Here is a 22347-nt window from a genome sequence, read left to right as displayed (position 1 = left end):
GTTGGGACGCACGGGACCGAAGACGACGGATGCCCCCGCCCTGTGTGGACAGGTGGGCCGGGGCATCCGCGGGTCTCAGGCAGGTGTCAGACGAGCGACTCCCGCCACGCGGCATGCAGCTGCGCGAACTTCCCGTCGCCGCCGATCAGCGTCTCGGGGGTGTCGTCCTCGATGATCCGGCCGTGCTCCATGACCAGCACGCGGTCGGCGATCGCGACCGTCGAGAGGCGGTGCGCGATGATGATCGCGGTGCGGTCGGCGAGCAGCGTCTGCAGCGCATCCTGGATCTGCCGCTCCGACGGGATGTCGAGCGAGGCCGTGGCCTCGTCGAGGATCAGCACCGCCGGGTCGGCGAGGAACGCCCGCGCGAACGAGATCAGCTGACGCTGACCCGCCGACACGCGGCCGCCGCGCTTGTTCACGTCGGTGTCGTAGCCGTCCGGGAGCGCCCGGATGAACGCATCCGCTCCCACCGCCCGCGCCGCGGCCTGGATCTGCTCCATCGTCGCGTCGGGCTTGCCCAGCGCGATGTTGTCAGCGACCGTGCCGCTGAACAGGTAGGCCTCCTGCGTGACCATCACGATCGCGCGACGGAGGTCCTTCGGGTGCAGCGAGCGCAGGTCGACGCCGTCGAGCGTGACCGCGCCCTTCGTCGGGTCGTAGAACCGCGACACCAGCTTCGCGAGCGTCGACTTGCCGGCACCGGTGGTGCCGACCAGCGCGATCGTCTGCCCTGCCGGGATGTCGAGCGTGAAGTCCGGCAGGATGACCCGGTCCCTCGAGTACCCGAACAGCACGTCGTCGAACCGGATGTGGCCCTTCGCGCTCCACAGGTCGACCGGGTTCTTCGGGTCGGGAACGGTCGGCTCCTCCTCCAGCACGCCCGACACCTTCTCGAGCGCCGCCGTCGCGGACTGGTACGAGTTCAGGAAGAACGCGACCTCCTGCAGCGGCGAGAAGAAGTTGCGGACGTACAGCACGGCCGACAGCAGGAAGCCGATCTCCATCACGCCGTCGGCGACGCGGATCCCGCCCCACGCGATCACGAGGGCGAGGGTGACGGATGCCACGGCCATGAGTCCCGGCTCGAACGTTCCGAAGAGGCGGATCGAGCGCATGTTGACGTCGCGGTAGTTCATCGCCTGCTCGCCGAACTCCTCATCGTTGCGCAGCTCCTTGCGGAACGCCTTGACGGCGCGGATGCCCGTCATGGTCTCGACGAACTTGACGATGACGCCGGCGCTGATGACGCGCGACTCCCGGTACACCCGCTGCGAGCGCGTGTAGAACCACCGCATGAGCAGGAAGAGCGGGATGCCCATCACGGTCAGGATCAGACCCGACTGCCAGTCCACGAGGTACAGCGCGACGAGCGTGAACACGCCGTAGAGGATGCCCGACACCAGCTCGTTGAGACCGCCGTCCAGCAGCTCGCGGATGGTGTCGAGATCGCTCGTCTGCCGGGAGATGATGCGACCCGACGTGTACGACTCGTGGAACTCCAGGCTCAGCCGCTGCGTGTGCAGGAAGATGCGCTTGCGCAGGTCGAGCATGATCGCCTGGGTCAGTCGCGCAGCCACGACGACGTACCACCCGATCAGCGCGGCGCCCCCGATCGCTGCGACGAGATAGACGGCGACGACGACGAAGGTCGGCATCCAGTCGTTGCGCTCGATGACGGCCGGCAGCGCGTTGTTGATGCCGATGCCGATGAGCCACGGGCCGGCGACCCGCAGCGCCGTCGAGACGACGAGCACGACACCCGCGAGGATCAGCTGGCCGCGGACGGGCGTGATGAGCGAGCCGAGCAGGCGCAGCGAGCGCTTGCGGATCGCCTTGCTCTCGGCGCGCGTGTAGTCGGAGCGGTCTTCGCCGCTCGTTCCGACGACGGTGGTGCTCACAGGGTCACCTCCCATTCCTGGTCTTCCTGTCTGGCCCGAAGTCGCGCTTCCTCGACTTCGAGACTCGAGATCACGTGCCGGTAGTGGTCGCTCGTGCGCAGCAGCTCGGAGTGCGTGCCGACCGCGGTCACGCGTCCGGACTCCAGCAGCGCCACGCGGTCGGCGAGCGTCACGGTCGAGGGCCGGTGCGCCACGACCAGCGCCGTCGTCTCGTGCAGCACCTCGCGCAGTGCATCCTCGACGAGCGCCTCGGTGTCGACGTCGAGCGCCGACAGCGGGTCGTCGAGCACCAGCACCGCGGGGCGGGCGGCGACGGCGCGCGCGAGCGCGAGCCGCTGGCGCTGACCGCCCGAGAGCGACAGCCCCTCCTCGCCGATGACCGTGTCGACGCCGTCGGGCAGGTCGTCGACGAACGACGCCTGGGCGACTGCGAGCGCCTCGCGCAGCACGGCCTCGGCCTCTGCGCTGCCGGGCACGAGGTCCTCGCGACCGAGCAGCACGTTGTCGCGCACGGTCTGCGAGAACAGGGTGGCGTCCTCGAACGCCATGCCGATGTGCCGCCGGAGCTCCGCGAGGGTGAGGTCGCGCACGTCGACGCCGTCGAGCGTGACGCGCCCGCCGGTGACGTCGTAGAGCCGCGTGGGCAGGGTCGTCAGGGTCGTCTTGCCGGAGCCGGTGAGACCGACGAGCGCCATGGTCTCGCCCGGCTGCAGCACGAGGTCGACGCCGTCGAGCAGGTCGCGCTCGTGCTGCGCGGCATCCTGGTAGCGGAAGTGCACGCCCTCGAAGGCCAGCTCGCCGCGGGGCTTGGGGATCGTGACCGGATTCTCGGGGTCGGTGATCGTGTTGTGCTCGTCGAACACCTCGAAGATGCGGTCGGTCGCGGTGCGCGCGTCGAGCAGGAACGAGAACAGGAACCCGATGGACTCCATCGGCCAGCGGAGCACGGTCGCCATCGCGAAGAACGCGATGAGCTCGGCCCCCTGCAGCTGGCCGGCCGCCGTCAGATAGATGCCCGCACCCAGGCACAGCGCGAACGCGATGTCGGGCAGGAGCACCAGCCAGAACCAGATCCAGCCGACGGCGCGCGCCTTGCTGAGCTCGGTCTCACGCAGCGTCTCGGCCTGGCGCGTGAACTTCTGCAGCGCGTGCTTGCCGCGGCCGAAGGCCTTGAGCACGCGGATGCCGTGCACGCTCTCCTCCACGGAGGTCGCGAGGTCGCCCGCCTGGTCCTGCGACTGGCGCGCCAGCGTGCCGTAGGTCTTCTCGAACCGGTAACCCGCATACCAGAGCGGCGCCGACGTCAGCAGGAAGATCGTGCCGAGCACCCAGTGCCAGCGGAACAGCAGCGCCGTGCCGACCGCGATCGTCAGCGCGTTGACGACGAGCAGCACGAGGCCGAACGCGAGCCAGCGGCGCAGCATGCTCATGTCCTGCATCATGCGGCTGAGCAGCTGACCCGACTGCCAGCGGTCGTGGAAGGCGACCGGCAGGCGCTGCAGGCGCGAGTAGAAGGTCTGGCGCAGGTCGTATTCGACGAGCGTCGCCGGACCCAGCACGAACCACCGCCGCAGCCACACCATGGCGGCTTCGGCGAGGCCGAGGGCGAGGATCGCGGCGGATCCCCACGCGATCGCGGAGATGTCGGCCGACGCGATCGGCCCCCTGACGACCTGCTCGAGCACGAGCGGGATCGCCAGGGCGAGCAGGCTCGCCAGCAGCGCGCTCGCGGCGCCGAGCGTGAGGCGCGGCAGCACGGGCTTGGTGAACGGGAGCAGCCGGGCGAGGGCTTTGAAGGTGGACAGTTCGGACCGTTGCGGCTGTTCTGATCGCTCAGGGGTGGCGGTGGTGGTCATGATCCTTGTGGGGGCGGTGATGCGGATGACCCGACGTCGGGTCGCGTGTCGACAGGCTCGTGAGAGCGCTGCCATGAGGGAGCTTCCGTGGGGAGGAACGCCCCGGAAGACGGCAGTATGCCGAAGCCGGCCAGGTGGCCGGACGCGAGGGTGCGGCTTTACCCGTGGATGCGAGGACGCGGCTGCCAGGTCGTGGCGCGGGATCCCGCGGGGCGGAGGACGAGAGCGGCGTTCGCAGCGACGGCGGCCTGATACATTTCTTCCTCCTTGGGCTGAGCGGAAAGGGCTGAGCGCACCCCCACGGGTGTAGTGGCGCGACAGCCCTCCAGCCTATACCTGAGAGTTGCCTGGACGCAACAACCGCTTTCCGGTCCCCCGGAAAGCGGTTGAGGGTGCGTGCGGCCCGCGGACTCAGACCAGCGCGGGCACACCCGCCTCGCGCGCGAGCAGCCGCTCCTTGACGTCGAGCCCCCACGCGAATCCGCCGAGGGCTCCCCCGGTGCGCAGCACCCGGTGGCACGGGACGAAGAGCGCCGGCGCGTTGCGGGCGCAGATGGATGCCGCGGCCCGGACCGCGCTCGGAGACCCGAGCTCCACCGCGAACTCGGCGTACGTCAGCGGGCGTCCCGGGGTGATGCGCCGCAGCGCGTCCCATCCGGCGAGCTGCATCGCCGTGCCGTGCTGCGCGACCGGCACGTCGTCGATCGCGGCGAGATCGCCGTCGTAGTAGGCGACGACGGCGGCTGCGGCATCCGTTCGTCCGGAGGTGACGGTCGACGGGCGATCGGCCGCGCGCACGCGCGCAAGGATGCGATCGGCATCGGGCGTCCAGCCGGAGGCGAGCACGCGGCCCTCTTCGTCGGCGAGGAGCGTGAAGGCGCCGTCGGGGGTGTCGAGGGTCTGGATGGTCGCGGTGTTCATGAGATGCCTCCGGTGGTCGGCTCGGACGTGAGGACGGTGACGGATGCCGCGCCCCGGCGCTGCACCGGAGCCTTCGGCGGAACCGCGGCCCACAGGTGCGCGGTGAGGTAGCTGCGCCACGGCGCGGTGCGTGCGACCCAGTCTGTGAGGGCGCGGGCCTCGGACGGGAGCCCGATCGCGGCGGCGCCGCTGCGGACGGCGACGTCGCCCGGCAGGAACACGTCGGGATCGCCGAGGACCCGCATGCGCACGTAGTCGGCGGTCCACGGCCCGATGCCGGGCATGGCGAGAAGTGCCGCACGCTGGTCGGCGCCATCGTCGCCGGGCGTCAGCGGCAGCGAGCCGTCGGCGAGTGCCGCCGCGGCGCCGGTGATCGCGCGGATCCGCGCGGCCGGGCCGCGCAGCACCTCGTGACCCCGCTCGGCGATCGCCGCCATCGTCGGGAAGAGCAGGAGAGGAGCGGATGCCTCGTCAGCGAGCCCGTGCACGGTCTCGCCGAGTGCGGTGGTCAGCGCCGTCAGCGCCGTGCGGGCTGCGACGACCGTGATCTGCTGCCCGACCATCGCCCGGATGAGCATCTCGTGCGGGTCGGCCGCTCCGGGAACACGGATGCCCGGGAGCGCCGCGACCCGGGGAGCGAGCTCCGGATGCCGCGACAGCGCCTCGTCGATGGCGAACGGGTCGGCGTCGAGGTCGAAGAGCCGGCGCGCCCGGGTCACGAGGGTCGAGAGGTCGGCGAGGTGCGTGAGCCGGGCGCGCATCCGAACCCGGCCGGCATCGTCTCGGCGCAGTTCGAACCACGCCGGGCCGCCCGGCAGCCGCAGCGTGCGGGCGAACGCACCTGCGGCCGCGTGTTCGGCGCCCGAGACAGCGCGGGCGGCCATCCACGCGAAGAGCCCATCGGCATCGAGCGGGCCGCGGTGCGGCAGCACCAGGTCGATCGACGTCGCAGGGGCGCCCGCGTCGGCCGACGCGCTGTCCGGTGCGACGGCGGCCCGGGGCGCCCGGCGCCGCGCGCGGAGCTCGAGGGGCGGCATCCCGAACACCTCCCGCACGGTGTCGTTGAACTGGCGCACGCTGGCGAAACCCGACGAGAACGCGACGTCGGCGGCGGGCAGGTCGGTGCCGACGAGGAGCATTCGGGCGGTCTGCGCACGGTGCGCACGGCTGAGGGCGAGGGGTCCGGCGCCGAGTTCGGCGGTGAGCAGACGCGTGAGGTGGCGCGGCGAATAGCCCAGGCGCCGCGCGAGGCCGGGGACGCCCTCGCGCTCGACGACGCCGTCGGCGATGAGCCGCATGGCGCGTCCGGCGGTGTCGCCGCGGAGGTTCCACTGCGGCGAGCCGGGTGCCGCCTCGGGCAGGCACCGCTTGCACGCGCGGTAGCCGGCCTCGTGCGCCGCGGCGCTCGTCGGGTAGAAGGTGACGTTCGACGCCTTGGGGGTGCGCGCGGGGCAGCTCGGGCGGCAGTAGATGCCCGTGGAACGCACCGCGGTGACGAACTGCCCGTCGAACCGCGGATCGCGCGAGTCGATCGCGCGGTACCGCTCGTCGAAGGTCATGGCCAGGCTCATGCCCCTAGCCTGACACGCTCCCCCGACATCGGCTCGCGGAAATCGGACACGGCGGTGCGGCGTCCCTGCGGGCCACCCGGCGGCGTCGTCGCGGAGCCTCGACGCGGCGCGACCTCAGGAGAGGATCGAAGTCAGAGTGTCGCCGACATCGCCGCGCCCGTACTGGGCGAACTGCGCGGCTGCGAACTCGTTGCCGACGCCGAAGTCGGCCCACGAGTCGTCCCACGCCAGCTCGCAGCGGAACTCGTCAGCGGTGAGCCGGAACGGCGGGGCGATCGCCGAGGCGTCGACGGACGCCGAGCGATCGGGCAGGTTCCGACGGAAGCGGAGCAGGCGCGCGGCGTAGAATGCGATGTACTTCTCGGCCGCCGTCACATCGTTCGTCCGCAGCTTCAGCGAGGGACCGCCGCGGAGCGAACGCTGCGCGACCTGGGTCTCCTGCTCGAGCTTCAGGATGAGAAAGCCGCGCGCGTAGTCGCCGACGATGAGCTCGGCCGCATCGGCCGGGTTCGGCCGCTCTCGCCAGCCGAGCTCGGCGACCACCGCGGACAGCTCAGGACTCAGATACGACACGCAGCACTCCCACGTCGAGCAGTTCGAAGACGTTCCGCTTCATGCCGTTGGCGTCGAGCACGACGGAATAGTAGGCGCCGCCGCCGCGGCCGTACGCCGGCGCGTTCTGTCCGACCTCGACAGACCACCCGGCAGGAAGACGACCCGTGTACTCGAGAGGGATGAGCCGCGATTGGTCCGCGTTCATGTCATCGGGCAGCTGGATGCGCTGATCGAACGAGCCGCCGGTCATCGTGAGGAACTCCGCGAGCGGATCGCCCAGGACGTCCTGCCGTGCCGCGGCCGAGCGCAGGAAGGCCTCGATCTCGGTGAAGCGCACCCGCTTGCCCGGCAGCGAGCCGTTGTCGGGCGCGGGGATGAGATCGCCCTTGCCATCGAGGTACGCGGCCGCCCATTCCTCACGCGTCATCGGCGCGGTGTCAGACATCCCGCGGTCCCTCTCGTTCAGCCAGCCAGGTCTTCCACGACTCTACCGTCGGCACACCGGTCGGTCCGAGCGCGTCCGGCAGCACCCCGCGCTCCATCAGCGGCGCACCATCGGCGGATCGGGCGCTCGCCGCGACATCGTCCGGATCCGCCAGCATCAGCCACGCGAAGGTCAGAGCCTGGTGGAGCACGCGGGGCCCGAGGAACTCGGCCCAGCCGTGATCGGCCCACTCGACGGTGATCGCGCCTTCCTTCGAGTCCGAGAGGCGGAAGCCCGGCGGTGACTCGAACAGCGGCCGTCGCATCGTCAGCTTCGCCTGGCTGGCCAGTCCCCGCTGCACCAGGTGCACCATGATCGCGCGCAGATCGTCGGTGCGGAAGGTCCGTCGCGCCTCGCCTCTCTCGCTGAACCAGAATTCGTAGACGCCCCCGGGAGCGACCGTGATCCACTCTTCGATGTCGAAGACGCCGACCTCGACGATCCGGTCGCGGCCCGGTGGCAGCACTCTCGGGCGGCCGTCGTCGAACAGCTCCCGCCAGACGGACGACCGGGCGAGCTCGAGACGCAGCGCGTCAGCCGCCTCCTCCTGCGAGATCATCCGAAGGCGTGCGCTTTCGTGTCGAAGAGCCGGCCCAGTTCGTCCAGCTTCACGCCCTCGCCGTTCGCGTCGCGGACGACGATCTGCAGACCGCCCCCCGGCTGACCGTAGGCCGGCGCGATGCGCGAGACCTCGATCGACCACCCCGCCGGCAGCTGGGCGCCGGGGCGCAGGCTGACGTGCCAGAACTCGTTCTGTCCGACCTGATTCGGCGGGAGGCCTCGCTCGGCGAAGGTTCCGCCGCCCAGGCCCATGTAGCTCCCGCTCAGCCGTCCGAGCCTGTCGATGTGGAGATTGCCCGCGACGCGATCGAACGTCTGCAGATCGGTGATTCGCACGCGAGTGCCGAACACCGCGCCGTCGTTCGGCGCCCAGTGCATGTTGCCGTAGGTCGAGCCGAGCACGCGGTCGACGTTGTCGCGGCTCCAGTCGGCCCCGTCGGTGTAAGGAGTCCCGTCGGGTCGGTGACCGTACGGGGCGGTGGGATCCGCATCCAGCAGCCGGGCCGCGTCTCCGACGTCGAGCGCGTGGCCGTTCACATCGACGACGGGCGCGAAGCGGCCGTCGAGCAGTCCGGGGTCGGGGCGCGGGCCGGGGTACGGCACACTCTCGACGCGGTCCGCGTCGACCACCCGGTGCCATCCGTTGCCCGAGGCGGCGTCGCCGTCGAGGATGCTCGCCAGTTCAGGACGGATCGGCGCGAGCGACGCCGGGTGGTGCACCCAGCTGTGCTCCCCGCCGGGCGGCGTGGAGCCGTCCGCGGCGCCGGCATCGGAGGAACCGCCCTGACCGCCGTCCGCACCGGCGCCGGGATCGACCGGGTCGGTGGCATCGCGAGGAGCATCCGCGCCGTCGAAGGGACCGTCCGGTCCGTCGACGGGGGCGTCGGCGGCGTCGACGGGTGCGTCGGCGGGATCGACGGGGGCGTCGGCCGGATCGACGGGTGCGTCGGCCGGCGGAGTGTCCGTGTGACCGTGCGCCACGTCGTCGAGCTGACGGTTGATGTCCGCCTCGAGCTCGTCGAACTGGCGGTCGATGTCGGCCTCGAGGTCGTCGAACTGGCGGTTGATGTCCGCCTCCAGGTCGTCGAACTGGCGCGAGATGTCGTCGGAGGTCGTCGGCGCGTCGGTGGCGGTGTGCGGTGAGGTCGGAGAATCCGCCCCGGCCGGGGCGTCCGCGCCGCCGGTCGGGGCATCCGTGCCACCCGTCGGCACGTGCGGTGCGTCGACGCCGCCGGTCGGCGCATCCGCGCCACCCGTCGGCACATGCGGTGCGTCCACGGTCACCGTGGGTCCGTCGCCCGTCGGCGGCGTCACATCGATCGACGGGGCCTGCGGGGCCTCGCCGTCGGGGACGCGGATGCCGCCGCCGTCGCCACCGCTGCCACCGGCGTCGTTCCCGCCGGTGACCTGAGGACCGTCGTAGTCGGGCCGGGTCCCGGAGCCGCCGTCGCCGGCGCCGCTGCCGCCGCTGTCGTTGCCACCGGTGACCTGGGGACCGTCGTAGTCGGGCTGGCGCCCGATGCCGCTGCCGTCGCCCGTGCTCGGGCCGTCGGAGCCGCCCACGCGGGGGCCGTCCGCGTCGGGGGTGTGGACGTTGCCGCTGCCGGGGTCGGCCGCATTGGACGTGCCGCCCCGCCGGCCGCGGATCGACATGCCCGCACCCATCACGGTGCCGCCCACGCCGCTGATGAGCACCTGGCGGATGTCGACCCCGTCGCCGTTGAGGAGGCCGTTCGATGCGCCGCTGGACGCGCCGCCGGCGCCGTTGGCCAGTGCCTGCACGGCCACGCGCTGCCCGTACTTGCCGAACGCGAGCGCCACCGTGTCGGTGACGGCGCCACCGACGAGTCCGCTGCCCATCGCGACGAGGAGGTTGCCGTCCCTCCCCTTCACCAGCAGCTCGGACGAGCCGGCGGCGAGGGTGCCCGACGTGACGCTCACGACGATGCGCGCGGTCCGCTGGAAGCGGTTCGCGAGCGGGACGACGCGGGCCGAGATCGCGGCCAGTCGCGCCACGATGCGCGCCGCCGTGCCCGAGACCTTCGTGAGGAAGGTGACGATGCGCTGCGCGACGAGGATGATGCGGGCGGTGAGGCCACCGCCGGCGACGACGGCGCTGGCGCCGAAGGTGAAGACGCTCAGCGCCGCGCCGATCGCGACGGTCGCCGCGATCTCGATCGCGAGCTGCACGAGCATCTGGATGACTTCGCGGTGGGCCTCTTCGACGTCGGTCGCGTACTCACGGCAGAGGTCGCCGACCTCGGAGATGTCGCCGGCGGCGGCCGACACGTCGGTGGCGAAGTCGCCGACCTCGGAGCGGAGCTTCGCCAGCTCGGCGCTGTTGAGTCCCATGAGCGCGTTGTCGGCCTGGCGGATCTCGGTCGCCAGGGCGCGGACGTCCTTCTCGACGCCGTCCCACGTGGTGCCGGCACTGCGCAGCTTGGCGACGTCGGCGTTGGGCCACATCATGCCGACGAAGTCCTTGACGACGTCCCACGCCTCGGGGGTGTCGTCGCTGCCGCCGAAGGCCGAGGGCGGCGCCCCGACCGTGACGGGGGTGCGCGCGGGGCGGACGGTGAAGGCACCGCCGGCGGGCTTGCCGCCCGCTGCCTCCTCCGCGGCGGCGTGGTTCCAGCCGCTCTGCATGATGGCGCGGTCCATCGTGTTCGCGAGCACCGCGATGTCGGAGAGCGCCTGCAGCGCATCGCGCGCCATGTCGTCGTAGCCCTGGGCGAGCTGCTCGCCGCCGGGATCGTCGCCGGCCATGCGGGCGTACTGACCGAGGGAGCTGCGCGCGTCCGACAGGCGGTTCGCGGCGGACTCGCTGATCGCGCGGAACTCGTCGGCCGCGGCGATGTACAGCGTCGGGTCGATTCTTCTCTGGTTCACAGGCTGGCCCACATCGTCTGGGTGTCGGTCTGCGCCGTCTCGTACGCCGTCGCGGCGTCTCCGGCCCACGTCTTGAGGTCCTCGGCGAACGCCCGCAGCGACACTGCGCCGACCTGCCACGTCTGCACGCGGGTCAGGAATTCGACGCTCGCGACCCCCGACCACTGTCCGGTGGCCGCGGCGGTCGCGCCGGCCGCGTGGGTCTCGAGGTCGGTGCAGTACTGCACGAGATTCGACAGGGTGGTCTCGAGCTCGCGCAGCTGCGCGATGTCGAAGGTGTGCCGGCTCATGCGCGCTCCCCCGGCTGCCGTGCGCTCACGCGCGACGTACGCGATGCGGCGGTCAGACCGGCCTCGGTCGTCGCGTACCCCGCCTCGGCGCCCTGCAGGCGCGCGACGATGTCGGCGAGCGCGGCACGCGTGGTCGCGGCGCCGGCGAGCCACTCGGCCCACGAGCTCGCGAACTCGTCGGAGGCGTCGCCGGTCCACGAGGCGCCGACGACGGAGTTGACGGATGCCGAGACCTGGGCCACCCGCGCGTCGAAGTCCGCGAGAGCCGCAGCCATCGACGCCGCCGAGTATCCGAGCGCAGGGGTCGATACGGAGAAGTGCGCCACGACAGCGCTCCCTTCACGTCGATCACCGCCCCGGAAGAGGCGGCCGGCCCGGGCCGAGGGCCCGGACCGTCACGGACAGGTCAGGCGCGGAAGCTGTTCGAGATGTTGTTCTCGGACTCCTCGTAGGCCAGGGCGGCCTTGGACAGCTGGTCGCTGATGCCGTTGAGGGACTCCTTCAGCTGGAGGCCCGCGGCATCCCACTGCTCGTACAGCTCGTTGAACGACTGCGAGGCGGCCCCGCCCCAGTCGCCCGCGATGAGGCCCTGCACAAGGGACTTGAGGTTGCTCAGCTGCGACTCGATCGCGGTGGCGCCCGACGCCAGCTGGTTCGCGACGCCCGAGAGCGACTCAGAAGTGACCTTGATGTCCGCCATGGAATCCTCCGTTGGTGAGGGCGGTGCCCGCCCGCGTGAAATCGTTCGGTCTCATTCTCGACACGGACCGGCGTTCGGGCCATGGGGACAATTCCCCATGGGTGCGCCGACTCGCGGATCAGGCGACCGTCAGGCGCTTTCCGCCGCCCATCTCCAGCGTGGCCTTTGCGACCACGCCGTTGTCGGAGGTGAAGCGGAACGGGACGCCGTTGAGGGCGGTCGCGGCGCGCAGCGCCTCGCGGACCTGATCGCACTGCTCGCGGTTGAGGGCGACATCCAGACCCACCACGACGGCGCCGTGATCGTGCATGCCCAGATCGAGCGACGCGACCCGCGGCCCTGCGGCGACTTCTCGCACCGAGCGCATGTCGTCCAGCCCGATGACGACGGAGTTGAGCGAGCCCCCGGTGTCGTAGGTGAGCTTGCGCAGTCGAGCGCCCAGCCCCTTGCCCTCGGTCACCGTGGCGCGGTTGTCGGACACGACGACGCCGAGCGTCTGCGCCCAGGTCAGCGGCGGCACGCCGGCGAGGCGGATGCCGGCCGCGTCGACCTCGATGAACACGTCCTGCACCGACAGGGCCTTCAGCACGCGACGGCGGGAGATGAGGCCGAGCCCGACGTTGCCCAGCATGATGACGAGCAGGATCCCGAGGAGGACGTACGTGACGGCGCGGCCGATTCCCGACGCGAGCAGAGCGACGATGATCAGGAGCACCAGCACGCAGATGCCGCCCATCACCAGCAGGTAGCGGGTGTTCCGCTTCAGCGTCGCGGACAGCTGCGGGCGGTCGACCTCGAGCCGCAGGGCGCGCCCTGACTGGATGAACTGACGCCACGGATCGGCAGAGATGTCGGTCACGGTGTCTCCTTGTTGCGGAATGGGGGCAGGGTGCGGCGGACCGGTCAGGCCAACGGGGCTGACGTCGTCGCCGTCACGCGACGTCGACGATCACGTCGCCGAGGGCGAGTCGGTCGCCCGGCGCCAGGGGGAACGGCACGTCGGGGACGAGCGGATGCCGCGTCCCGGCGCGGACGACGACGGTGCCGTTGCCCGACCCGGGGTCGGTCGCGGTAGCCCGGCCGTCGGGGTCCGCCTCGATTACGAGGTGCACGCGCGACATCGAGCGGGACGGGTCGATGACTTCGACGGGGACTCCGCCGCGCTGTGCCGCGCCGGCCGCGGGCTGCCGCCCGAGGACGAGCCTCCGGTCGACGGGGATCCGCGCACCGCCGGGCAGCAGGAGAGCCAGCGGCGACGGGGCAGCCGGCTGGGGGGTCCGCAGCGGACCGGGCACCGGTGAGGCGGCGGGCGCCGGGGCGGCGGGCGGCGCAGCGGGGGGCGCCGGAACCGCGGCCGCAGGCGGCGGGGCGATCGGCTCGGCGGCTCCGCCGGGTGCCGGCGGCACCGGGCGCGCCCACGCCGGCACGTCCGGCAGCGGGACGGGCGGCAGCTCAGCGGGCGTCTGCGCCGGGGTCGGGGCATCCTGCCGGCGTCCGCCCGTCGTGGGGAACGGGGGCGCACCCTGCGGACGGGGCGCGTCGGCGACGATGATCTGCCCGCAGGCGGGGCAGAACATCGTGTTCGGCCGGACGGCCTCGCCGCAGAAGCGGCAGTGAGTGGTCATGGACGAGATCCTCGAGATCGCGAAGGGGGCGGCCGGGCCGCGTCAGACGCGGCGGGCCAGGTTCCACAGTAATCGGTTCGCCTGGGCGCCGGTCCGCGGCATCCCCACCCGGTCAGACGCGCAGGTCCGGCACCTGCACCGCGCGGTACTCGCCGCCCAGGAACAGCACGCCGCTGCCGGGGCCGCCGCGGCCGACGAGGTGACGCGGCAGCTGCGCACCGAACACCTGCGTGCCGATGATGGACGTCGGCGGCGAGAGCACGAGGCCCGCACGACCGCGCTTGGCATCCGAGACCGGGCCCGACACCGCGCTGCCGGCGGCGTCCGCGCCGACCGAGACCACGAATCGAAGTCGCGCGCGTGCCGCGACGAACGCCCGCTCCAGCGCGGAGTCGCGGATCGACTCCGCGTCGTCGATGACGACGGTGAGCACTTCGTCGCCGGCGAGCGCCGCCTCGATCTGCGCGGCGTCGGACGCCGTGGAGAGCACGGGCGAGCCGTGGGATGCCGCGACTTCTGCGAGCACCGAACCGCCGGCCGCGACGACGACCATGCGCTGGCCGGCCCAGGCGAGCTGGTGAGCCACGAGCGCGAGGGCGTCGGTCTTGCCGCTGCGGCGATCGCCGACGACCACGAACCCTCCGGTGCCGGGCCAGTCGAGCGTGAACCGCGAGAGCGTGTCGCCGCCGACGCCGACGATGGGCGACTCGGGCATATCTGGCGCGGCGACCGGGAGCGCGTAGGCCCGCGAGAGGCCGATGTGCGACGGAAGCGGGTCGACCCGCAGTGGCACCGGCAGCTCGGCGAGCTGCGGGAAGCGGGCGAAGTGCGCGGCGACGTGCTCGACGGTTCCGCGCAGACCGCCGTTCTGCGCCTCGCCGCTGGTCTCGGCCGACAGCACCGCGATCTGTCCCTCAGCGCCGGTGGGCCCGAACAGCACGCGGCCGGGCGGCATCTCGGGTGCGACGTCGCGCACCATGATGCCTGCCGAGCGGTAGTCGTTGACGTCGCGCATCGGCAGCGCGTACTGCGTGTCGACGAAGCTCGCGATCTTGTCGGACGGCACGCTGCGATCGGCGGTGATGACGACGCGGATGCCGACCGCGGGGCCCTCGCGCAGGAGGCGCATGACCTGGTCGCGCACGGCGAGCATCTCGTCGGGGGTCATCGACGCCGCCAGCCGCTCCCAGCCGTCGATCACGACGACGGCGTAGGCCAGCGCGTCGCGCGGCGGTGCCTGACGGCGCTGCTCGGCGATGCTGCCGACCGCGGCCTGCGCGAGCACGCTCTGCCGGCGCGAGAGCTCGCCGCCGAGGCGGCCGAGCAGGCGCGGCAGGCGCTCGGCGTCCTGCGGGGTGACGACGGCGCCCGTGTGCGGGTCGCCCGCCAGCGGCAGCAGCGCGCCGTTGCCGTAGTCGACCACGTACAGGTGCAGGTCGGCCGGGGTGAAGCGCAGGATCGCCTGCGACACGATCGTGCGCAGGGCAGTGGTGCGCCCCGACCTGCTGCCGCCGAAGAACAGCAGGTGCGAGTCGTCGTGCACGCTCCACAGCAGCGGCTCCTGGCGCTGCTGCGCGGGCACGTCGGCGAGGCCGAGCACGACGGCCCCCTCGGGCGCGGCGTTCTCGTCGAAGCGGTCGAGCGGCAGCACCTCGGGCAGCGGCATCAGCCATGGCGACGGGCTCTTGGGGATGCCGAGGATCGATGCGGCCTGGGTGGCCAGCTGCACGAGCGCGCGCAGATCGGTGTCGTCCTGGTCGGGGCGGTGCACGCTGGCCTCGGCCGTCGCGGGGAACCTCGGCGGCAGCCCGAGCGTCTGCCAGCCGACTTTGGCCACGGGCGGCAGCACGCGCGCCGACCGCTGGTGGCCGACGCGGAGCGCGGCGACGCGCGCGGTCTGGAAGGCGACCGGCGAGGCGTCCAGCCCGGCGCGGACGTACCCGCGACCGGGCGAGCCGGCGGGGATGAGCGCGGCGTCGGGCGTGCCGATGACATCCGCCGAGTCGCCGCGGTCGGTGACGCGCAGCGCCACGCGCAGGTTGATGTTCGACTGCATCTCGGGCGTGATGACGCCGGACGGCCGCTGCGTCGCGAGCACGAGGTTGACGCCGAGCGAGCGGCCGACGCGCGCGATGCGCACGAGCCCCGTGATGAAGTCGGGCAGTTCCGTCTTCAGCTCCGCGAACTCGTCCACGACGATCATCAGGCGCGCGAGACCGAGGCGGGCCGCGGCATCCGGATCCTTCTCCCACGCGGCGTCGACGTCCTTCGCGCCGATGTCGTCGCGCAGCACGCGCTCGCGCCGCTTGAGCTCGGCGTCGAGCGACGCCAGCGCGCGCTCGGTCTCGCGGGCGTCGAGGTTCGTCACCATGCCCACCGTGTGCGGCAGGCGGGCGCAGTCGGCGAACGCCGAGCCGCCCTTGTAGTCGATCAGGACGAAGTTGAGCGCGTCCGGGCGGTTGGCGAGGGCGAGCGAGACCACGAGGGTCTGCAGGAACTCGGACTTGCCCGACCCGGTCGTGCCCGCGACGAGCGCGTGCGGTCCGTCGGCGGCGATGTCGATCGCGAACTCGCCCTCGGTGCCGGCGCCGATGACGACGTACGACTGTCGCGGCACCAGCTGCCACTGCTCGGCGATGGGCCGGGCGTCGTCGAGGTCGGTCCCCATGAGCTCGGTGAAGCGGACGCTCGAGGGCAGCGTCGCGTCGTCGCCCACGCCCCGCACGTGCTCGATCGGGCAGAGCGCGCGAGCCACGTCCTCGGCGTACGCGGTGGTCACCTGGTCGAGCAGCACCGGCGCGAAGTACTCCTGCGCCGTCTCCACGCGGCCGAGCAGCGCATCGGTCCCGTCGACGGTGATGACGGATGCCGCCTCCTCGGGCAGGCGCGTGCGGTCCGAGTCGAGCGCGATGACGTGGATGCCGTACTGCGCGCCCTTCTCGAGGATCGTCACCATGCCCGGGAGCATGCGGTACCGGCGCGCGCCGTCGACCACGACGATCAGCTGAGCGTCGGAGCGGCGGTCGCCGCCCGTGCGCATCCGCGCCTCGAGCAGGTTGCCCGCCTCGCGCAGCCGCTCCCGCCGGGTGAGGTCGGTGTTGCCGATGAGGGCGACCGGGCCGACCCCGGGCTGCGCGTGCGGCAGCCACTGGGTCCACGCCCAGTCCGCATCCTGTTCGCGGTCGCACAGCACCATGAGGTGCAGGTCGCGCGGCGAGCGGAGGGTCGCGAGGCCCGTCACGATGGCACGCGCGACGCCGCCGGCGACGTCCGACGGGCCGGAGATCGCGAGCGGGCCCGCCGACAGGTCGACCGACACCGGCGAGGGAGAGGTCCCCACACGCCGTTCGGCGGTGCGCTCCTTCTGCGGACCGCCCTCGAAGCGGACGTCCAGGGGCACGTCGGCCACGCCGACGCGCACGCGCAGGGAGTCCTCGTCGCTGCGCCGGCGCTCCCACAGGCGCGCGAGCGGACGCGTGGCGATGTCGCGGATGAGCACGGGGTCGAGGGCGCGATACCAGGCGTCGAGCCGCTGCGACCGCACGAGCTCGGCGATGCGCGTGCGCGCCGACTCGATCTCGGCGACCCACTCGCCCTCCGTGCGCTCGCCCTTGCGCTTGGCGAGCCGCTTGTTGGCGATGAACGAGCCGACGACCATCACCGGCGAGGCCGCCGCCATGATCAGCATGATCGGGCGCTGGAAGACGATCGCGAGGGTCACGCCCAGGACGATGGGGACGATCGCCGACAGCCAGGGCAGCGGCGAAGCATCCGTCTCGGCGGGCTTGTCGCCCGGGAGCTGCACGACCGGCGTGGCCGACGGCGTGCGGATGCGTGACGGCCGGTTGAACGCGCGCGCGCCCAGCTCGTCGACGGTGATGTCGGCGTCGGGAGCGGGCGCCATGCCGATGCGCACCACGCTGCTGCCGAGCTGGACGAGATCGGCGGGCACGATGCGAACCGCGCCGGTCGCCGGCTGACCGTTGATCAGCACGGGCGCGGCCGGGTCGCCGGGCTCGAGGATCGCCGACACCGGCTCGAAGGCGCCGTCGGCTGCGTAGCCGCCGGTGGGGGTGATCGTCACGTGGCGCGGTGCGAGGTGCGGATCGGCGACCACGACGTCGCCGCCGCTCTCGCGGCCCACCGACACCGGCTGGCCCGGCTGCAGCGGCACCGACTCGCCCGCGAACGCACCGGCCACGAACTCCAGTCGCAGGCGGCCCGGCGAGATCACCTGGGGCGCCGGGGCGGGCACGATCTGCCCGCTGCGCAGTCCGGAGCCGGCGAGGGTCTCGGCGATGTCGGTCGAGGGCGCGAGGACGCCGGGATCGAGGCGGAGGGATTCCGCCAGCTCCGACACCGTCGTCGCCTCGTCGACCTTCACCACCCACGACTCGGCGGACGAGGGTGCGTGCCGATCGGCGATCGTCAGGCGCAGCGTCATGACGCGGGGACCTCCTCGAGGATGCGGGTCAGTCGGGTGAGCACGGCAGCGCCCGTGTCGGCGTCGTCCGCCGGCGGCGCGGGGACGGTGATGCCCAGAGCGCCGCGAGCGGACCAGTCGACGGGTGCCGGACGGACGGATGCCTCGCCCCCCGGCTGGTCCGCGAACGTCACGCTGCCGAGCGCCTGGAAGCCCTGGGCGTCCACGACGCGGAAGACGAGCTGATCGCCCGGTCGCGGGTCGGCGGCGAAAGACACCGAGCCGTCCGGGGCGCAGGCGACCCCGTCGACGGGGGCAAGGCACGAGAAGGACAGGTCGTCGCCCCACGCCAGGTCGGACAGCTCCAGCGTGCGGGCGGGCGCCGACAGGACGTGGAGGGCGCGGGCCGCGGCATCCGTCCCCGCCGCCGTGCTGACCGTCGTCACGATCACCTCGGCCGTGGTGGTCTGCCCGGCGTCGTCCTCCACGGCCACGACCACCGTGACATCGCCCGGGGTGTCGGATCGCACCGCGAGGTGGGCTCCGCTGACGCCGGCGTGCGCCGAGGCCGGCGTCGCCGACTCGACGCTGACTGCCGCGGCGTCGACCGTGCACAGCGTGCAGGTGATCCCGAGGAGCGACAGCGGCACGAGCGCCTGGCCTCCCGCGGCGAACGGGGCGTCCACGCGTGGTGAGCCGATCTCGGGGGCGGGCGGCGGCGCGAGCGCGACGCGGTAGTGGACGACGGTGCGCGCCTCTCCCGTGACGAGGGTGACGGGCAGGACCCGCTCGCCCCACTCGGGGTCGTACGCGTCCACGGTCAGGACGAGTGCCGACGGCTCGCACGAGACGCCCAGGCCCTCGACCGGCGCCAGAACGGCGCAGTCGACGGTCGTCCCCTCGGCGACGCGAAGCTCGCCGGGCTCGCCGAACGGGATCTCGATCAGGGCGGTGTTGGCGGCTTGGTCCCCGCCGTCGTCCTGGCCGTCCTCGGCGACCGACGCTGCGGCGCCTGCCGGCAGCGACAGGAGCAGGGCCGCCACGACCGCCGCGCCGATCACCGGCGTGGGTCTGCGGGACATGGGACTCCTGGGGCCGGGGGCGCGGACGACACTATGATAATCGGGTGCCCGGACCGGAATCGGGCCCCGATCCCGCCGGAATCATATGACCTCCACTCCCCCGACGCGCCGCCTCCACCGCCAGGCTGCGCCGGGCGACGCGCAGGTGCGGACGGATGCGTCCCCCGAGCAGCCCGAGACCGACGCGATTCCGCTCGCCACCATGTCGCGCCCGCCCCGGCGCACCCCGGCGATCGTCACGGCCGCGCCGATGTTCGCGCCGGCGCCGGTGGAGACGCCGCCCGCCGGCTACACCCCGGTGCGCGTGGGGTGGGAGGCCGGCCGTGGCAGTCTGGCGAGCACGCCCGGCCCCATCCGGCCGCTCGAGACCTCAGCCGACGTCCTGCCCGAGCTCACCGAGAGCGTGGAGAAGCCGCGACCGCTGTGGCGGCATCCGGCGTCCCTCGTGTCGATCGCGACGACCCTGCTCGCACTCATCGCGCTCGCCGTCTTCCTCGTGATCGGCATGCTCAATCCCGGCGCGGCAGCCACCGGCCTCGGCCTCTCGGTCAGCGCCGACAACGTGCGCGCGACGTGGTCGGGCCCCGACGTGCCGTATCAGCTCCTCGTCGTGGGCGGGCCCGGCGGCGACACCGTGGACGTGTCGCAGCTCGTCACGGGTGAAGAGGCCTGGATCCCCCTCTCCGCGGGCCTCATCGACGAGCGGTCGTGCGTCGTGGTGCGCCCGGCCACAGCCTCCGACCAGCCGGTCGCGCTCGACGCCGAGGCGCTCTCCGCCCAGGGAGCGGCCTCGGCCTGCGTCGCCGACGCGCAGGCGGCTTCCGCCGATGACTGAGCCCCGACGGACCGTCGGTGCGGTGGGGCTGGGCATGCTGCTCCTCTTGACCGGCTGCGCCGCACCACCGGCGCCGCCGGTCCCCACGCCGACCTGGGTCGACCTGTCGTCGTACGATCCCGCACGGGACGGCAACGGCGTGGCGCTGCTGCAGCCGTCAGAGGCCCGTGCGCAGATCCTGTCGGACATGGCCGGCTCCGCCACGGTCATGACTGTCGCGTTCCGTGACGCCGCCGGGCGCACGCTCGACGTCGCGTACTCCGGCGCCCCCGGGAGCTTCAGCGCCGACGTGACCGTCGACGGTCAGACCACCTCGATCGTCGTCGACGGCGACACCGCCGCCGTGACCCCCGCCGCCGCCGTCGCCGTGCCGGTGGGGCTCGAGCCGGGCGCCGTCGCGTGCGTGACAGCGAGCGACGACCTCGTCACGCGCTGGCACCCCCTGCTGGACCCGGCTGCGCTGGTGGCGGATGCGAGCGCCGACGCGTCGGGCATCGGCGCGCCCGCGGAGGGCGCGATCGAGCTCCTGTTGGGCGACGAGGGCACCGCCGGCATCCTGCGCGTCAGCACGACGGGTCGCGCCCTCCCCTCCGAGCTGCTGCGCACCGACGAGACAGGGAGCCTGGACGCCCGGTTCACCGACTGGGGAGAAGCGGCGCCGGGGCCGATGCCGGCCGGCTGCTGATCACCAGCGGGGCTGCCCCGAGCATGCCGTGCCGAGACGGTGCAGTCCGGCCTGCGGATCCGCGAAGGCCGCCCACACCGCGCGGCTGTCCCGGCGCTCGGCGGCCTCCGCCATCTCGGTCAGAAGGCGAGGCGCTTCAGCGGACCAGGCGAGGTAGTCGGCCTGGTCGATGCCCACGGTGCCGCGCTCGGCCACCCGCCGCACCTCGCCGGCGAGGTCGGCCACGCGGGCGAACGCGTCGGCGCCGCCCGCCTGGCATTCGATCGCGGCGGCCATCAAATCCACGACCGGCTGCGCGAGCGTCGCGCAGCGGTCGGCCAGTGCGTCCGTCATCGTCGTCCTCCGCGGCTCAGTGAAAGAAGTGGCGCTCGTTGGTGAAGAACATCGTGACGTTCGCGGCCTGGGCCGCGGCGATCACCTCGTCGTCGCGCACCGAGCCGCCCGGCTGGATGATCGCCGAGATGCCCGCGTCGAGCAGGATCTGCGGGCCGTCGGCGAACGGGAAGAACGCGTCGGATGCCGCGACCGAGCCCGCGGCCCGGTCGCCGGCGCGCTCGACGGCGAGCCGGCAGGAGTCCACGCGGTTGACCTGGCCCATGCCGATGCCGACCGTCGCGGAGTTCTTCGCCAGCACGATGGCGTTCGACTTGACGGCGCGGCACGCCTTCCAGGCGAAGATGAGGTTGGTCATGTCCTCGTCGGCCGGGCGCTCGCCCGAGACGAGCTGCCAGTCCTTGGCGACGGAGTCGATGTCGTCGGGGAAGCGGTCGGCGTCCTGCAGCAGCAGGCCGCCCGACACGAGGCGCACATCCATGCGCTCCTGCTGCCAGTCGGCGGGCAGCTGCAGCAGGCGCAGGTTCTTCTTCGCCTTGAAGACCTCGAGGGCCTCGGGCTCGAACGAGGGCGCGACGATGACCTCGGTGAAGATGTCCTTGAGGTTCTCGGCCATCTTGAGGGTGACCGTGCCGTTCGCGGCGATCACGCCGCCGTAGGCCGAGACCGGGTCGCACTCGTGGGCGCGCAGGTGCGCGCTGGCGATCGGGTCGAGGGCGTTGGGGGCCGTCACCGCGATGCCGCACGGGTTCGCGTGCTTGATGATCGCGACCGCGGGCTTGACCATGTCGAACGCGGCACGCAGGGCCGCGTCGGCGTCGACGTAGTTGTTGTACGACATCTCCTTGCCCTGCAGCTGCGTCGCCTGGGCGATGCCGTGGCCGCCGTTGCGGGTGTAGATGGCGGCGCGCTGGTGCGAGTTCTCGCCGTAGCGGAGCGTCGCGAGGCGCTCCGCCTTGATCGTCAGGTGCGCGGGCAGGTCCTCCTCGAGGAGCGTCCCCTCCGAGAACCAGGTCGCGACGGCGCGGTCGTACTCGGCCGTGTGCGCGAAGGCCCGGGCGGCGAGCTCACGTCGCTGCACGAGAGTGGTCCCGCCGGCTCGAACGGCGTCGATGACCGCGGGGTACGACGAGGGCGAGACCACGATCGCGACGTTCGCGTAGTTCTTCGCGGACGCGCGGACCATGGCGGGACCGCCGATGTCGATCTGCTCGACGACGTCGTCGCCCTCGGCGCCCGAGCGCACGGTCTCGACGAACGGGTAGAGGTTCACCACCACCAGCTCGAACGGGGCGATGTCGAGCTCCGACAGCTGGCGCTCGTGGTCCTCGAGCCGGAGGTCGGCGAGAAGGCCCGCGTGCACGCCCGGGTGCAGCGTCTTCACGCGGCCGTCGAGCGACTCGGGGAACCCGGTGACGCTCGACACGTCGGTGACCTCGTGGCCCGCCTCGCGCAGGAGCGTGGCCGAGCCGCCCGTCGACACGATCTCGACGCCCGCCGCGACGAGCGCCTCGCCCAGCGCGAGCAGATCGGTCTTGTCGCTCACCGACACGAGAGCCCGGCGGATGGGGACGACGTCGCGGGGGCGGTAGAGGGCGGGGTCGTGGCTCGGTCCGGCCATGGCGGGTCTCCTCGG

19 protein-coding genes are annotated in these 22347 nt (G+C 72.7%); 2 read left to right on the top strand and 17 right to left on the bottom strand.

What is annotated here, in order from left to right; all coding sequences use genetic code 11:
- Window positions 1-86: 86 nt before the first annotated feature.
- The 15 genes from IM767_RS17580 to IM767_RS17510 form a co-directional block, all read right to left on the bottom strand.
- A complete protein-coding gene (locus IM767_RS17580; protein WP_109212282.1) occupies window positions 87-1916 on the bottom strand; it encodes an ABC transporter ATP-binding protein in 1830 nt (609 codons plus the stop codon).
- The gene (locus IM767_RS17575) at window positions 1898-3757 is read right to left on the bottom strand and encodes an ABC transporter ATP-binding protein (RefSeq protein ID WP_109212283.1); all 1860 of its coding nucleotides are present in this window, start codon (window positions 3755-3757) and stop codon (window positions 1898-1900) included. Before IM767_RS17575 ends, IM767_RS17580 begins: the two co-directional genes overlap by 19 nt.
- A gap of 411 nt (window positions 3758-4168) precedes the next feature.
- Window positions 4169-4678, bottom strand: coding sequence for a methylated-DNA--[protein]-cysteine S-methyltransferase (locus IM767_RS17570; protein WP_109212284.1), 510 nt, complete (start codon window positions 4676-4678; stop codon window positions 4169-4171).
- Window positions 4675-6249 (bottom strand): DNA-3-methyladenine glycosylase 2 family protein, encoded by a 1575-nt coding sequence (locus IM767_RS17565; protein ID WP_109212285.1) that lies wholly within the window; start codon window positions 6247-6249, stop codon window positions 4675-4677. Before IM767_RS17565 ends, IM767_RS17570 begins: the two co-directional genes overlap by 4 nt.
- A gap of 114 nt (window positions 6250-6363) precedes the next feature.
- The gene (locus tag IM767_RS17560; RefSeq protein ID WP_109212286.1) at window positions 6364-6822 is read right to left on the bottom strand and encodes a hypothetical protein; all 459 of its coding nucleotides are present in this window, start codon (window positions 6820-6822) and stop codon (window positions 6364-6366) included.
- The gene (locus IM767_RS17555; RefSeq protein WP_162564424.1) at window positions 6803-7249 is read right to left on the bottom strand and encodes a hypothetical protein; all 447 of its coding nucleotides are present in this window, start codon (window positions 7247-7249) and stop codon (window positions 6803-6805) included. The genes IM767_RS17560 and IM767_RS17555 overlap by 20 nt, the downstream gene beginning before the upstream one ends.
- On the bottom strand, window positions 7242-7847 hold the full coding sequence (locus IM767_RS17550; RefSeq protein ID WP_109212288.1) for a hypothetical protein: 606 nt from the start codon (window positions 7845-7847) through the stop codon (window positions 7242-7244). Before IM767_RS17550 ends, IM767_RS17555 begins: the two co-directional genes overlap by 8 nt.
- Window positions 7844-10738, bottom strand: a complete 2895-nt coding sequence (locus IM767_RS21195) for a WXG100-like domain-containing protein (protein ID WP_109212289.1) — start codon at window positions 10736-10738, stop codon at window positions 7844-7846. The genes IM767_RS17550 and IM767_RS21195 overlap by 4 nt, the downstream gene beginning before the upstream one ends.
- Window positions 10735-11028, bottom strand: coding sequence for a hypothetical protein (locus IM767_RS17540; RefSeq protein ID WP_109212290.1), 294 nt, complete (start codon window positions 11026-11028; stop codon window positions 10735-10737). The genes IM767_RS21195 and IM767_RS17540 overlap by 4 nt, the downstream gene beginning before the upstream one ends.
- A complete protein-coding gene (locus tag IM767_RS17535) occupies window positions 11025-11354 on the bottom strand; it encodes a WXG100 family type VII secretion target (protein WP_109212291.1) in 330 nt (109 codons plus the stop codon). The genes IM767_RS17540 and IM767_RS17535 overlap by 4 nt, the downstream gene beginning before the upstream one ends.
- Before the next feature lie 80 nt (window positions 11355-11434).
- Window positions 11435-11728, bottom strand: a complete 294-nt coding sequence (locus IM767_RS17530; protein ID WP_109212292.1) for a WXG100 family type VII secretion target — start codon at window positions 11726-11728, stop codon at window positions 11435-11437.
- A gap of 118 nt (window positions 11729-11846) precedes the next feature.
- Window positions 11847-12587, bottom strand: a complete 741-nt coding sequence (locus tag IM767_RS17525) for a hypothetical protein (RefSeq protein ID WP_109212293.1) — start codon at window positions 12585-12587, stop codon at window positions 11847-11849.
- A 73-nt stretch (window positions 12588-12660) separates the two neighbouring features.
- Entirely contained in the window at window positions 12661-13353 is a 693-nt protein-coding gene (locus IM767_RS17520; protein ID WP_194398922.1) for an FHA domain-containing protein, read from the bottom strand.
- A gap of 112 nt (window positions 13354-13465) precedes the next feature.
- Entirely contained in the window at window positions 13466-17797 is a 4332-nt protein-coding gene (locus IM767_RS17515; RefSeq protein WP_109210976.1) for an FtsK/SpoIIIE domain-containing protein, read from the bottom strand.
- Complete coding sequence (locus IM767_RS17510; RefSeq protein ID WP_162564312.1) at window positions 17794-18858, bottom strand: hypothetical protein; 1065 nt, start codon at window positions 18856-18858, stop codon at window positions 17794-17796. The genes IM767_RS17515 and IM767_RS17510 overlap by 4 nt, the downstream gene beginning before the upstream one ends.
- A gap of 85 nt (window positions 18859-18943) precedes the next feature.
- On the opposite strand from IM767_RS17510, the gene IM767_RS17505 reads away from it, so the two are divergent.
- Both IM767_RS17505 and IM767_RS17500 read left to right on the top strand, forming a co-directional pair.
- A complete protein-coding gene (locus IM767_RS17505; protein ID WP_109210978.1) occupies window positions 18944-19693 on the top strand; it encodes a hypothetical protein in 750 nt (249 codons plus the stop codon).
- Window positions 19686-20378 carry a hypothetical protein gene (locus IM767_RS17500; RefSeq protein WP_162564313.1) on the top strand — a complete coding sequence of 231 codons (693 nt, stop codon included), beginning with the start codon at window positions 19686-19688 and terminating at the stop codon, window positions 20376-20378. Before IM767_RS17505 ends, IM767_RS17500 begins: the two co-directional genes overlap by 8 nt.
- Here the strand turns inward: IM767_RS17500 and IM767_RS17495 are convergent, their stop codons facing one another.
- Both IM767_RS17495 and purH read right to left on the bottom strand, forming a co-directional pair.
- The gene (locus IM767_RS17495) at window positions 20379-20711 is read right to left on the bottom strand and encodes a hypothetical protein (protein ID WP_109210980.1); all 333 of its coding nucleotides are present in this window, start codon (window positions 20709-20711) and stop codon (window positions 20379-20381) included.
- A 16-nt stretch (window positions 20712-20727) separates the two neighbouring features.
- The gene (gene purH / locus IM767_RS17490) at window positions 20728-22332 is read right to left on the bottom strand and encodes a bifunctional phosphoribosylaminoimidazolecarboxamide formyltransferase/IMP cyclohydrolase (RefSeq protein ID WP_109210981.1); all 1605 of its coding nucleotides are present in this window, start codon (window positions 22330-22332) and stop codon (window positions 20728-20730) included.
- Between the last annotated feature and the right edge of the window lie 15 nt (window positions 22333-22347).

Origin of the sequence: Microbacterium ureisolvens, from assembly GCF_015278315.1 — a bacterium.
In the GTDB taxonomy this organism is placed as follows: Bacteria; Actinomycetota; Actinomycetes; order Actinomycetales; family Microbacteriaceae; genus Microbacterium; species Microbacterium ureisolvens.
Note: the sequence above shows the minus strand (reverse complement) of the source record. Positions and strands in the feature narration are given on the sequence as shown.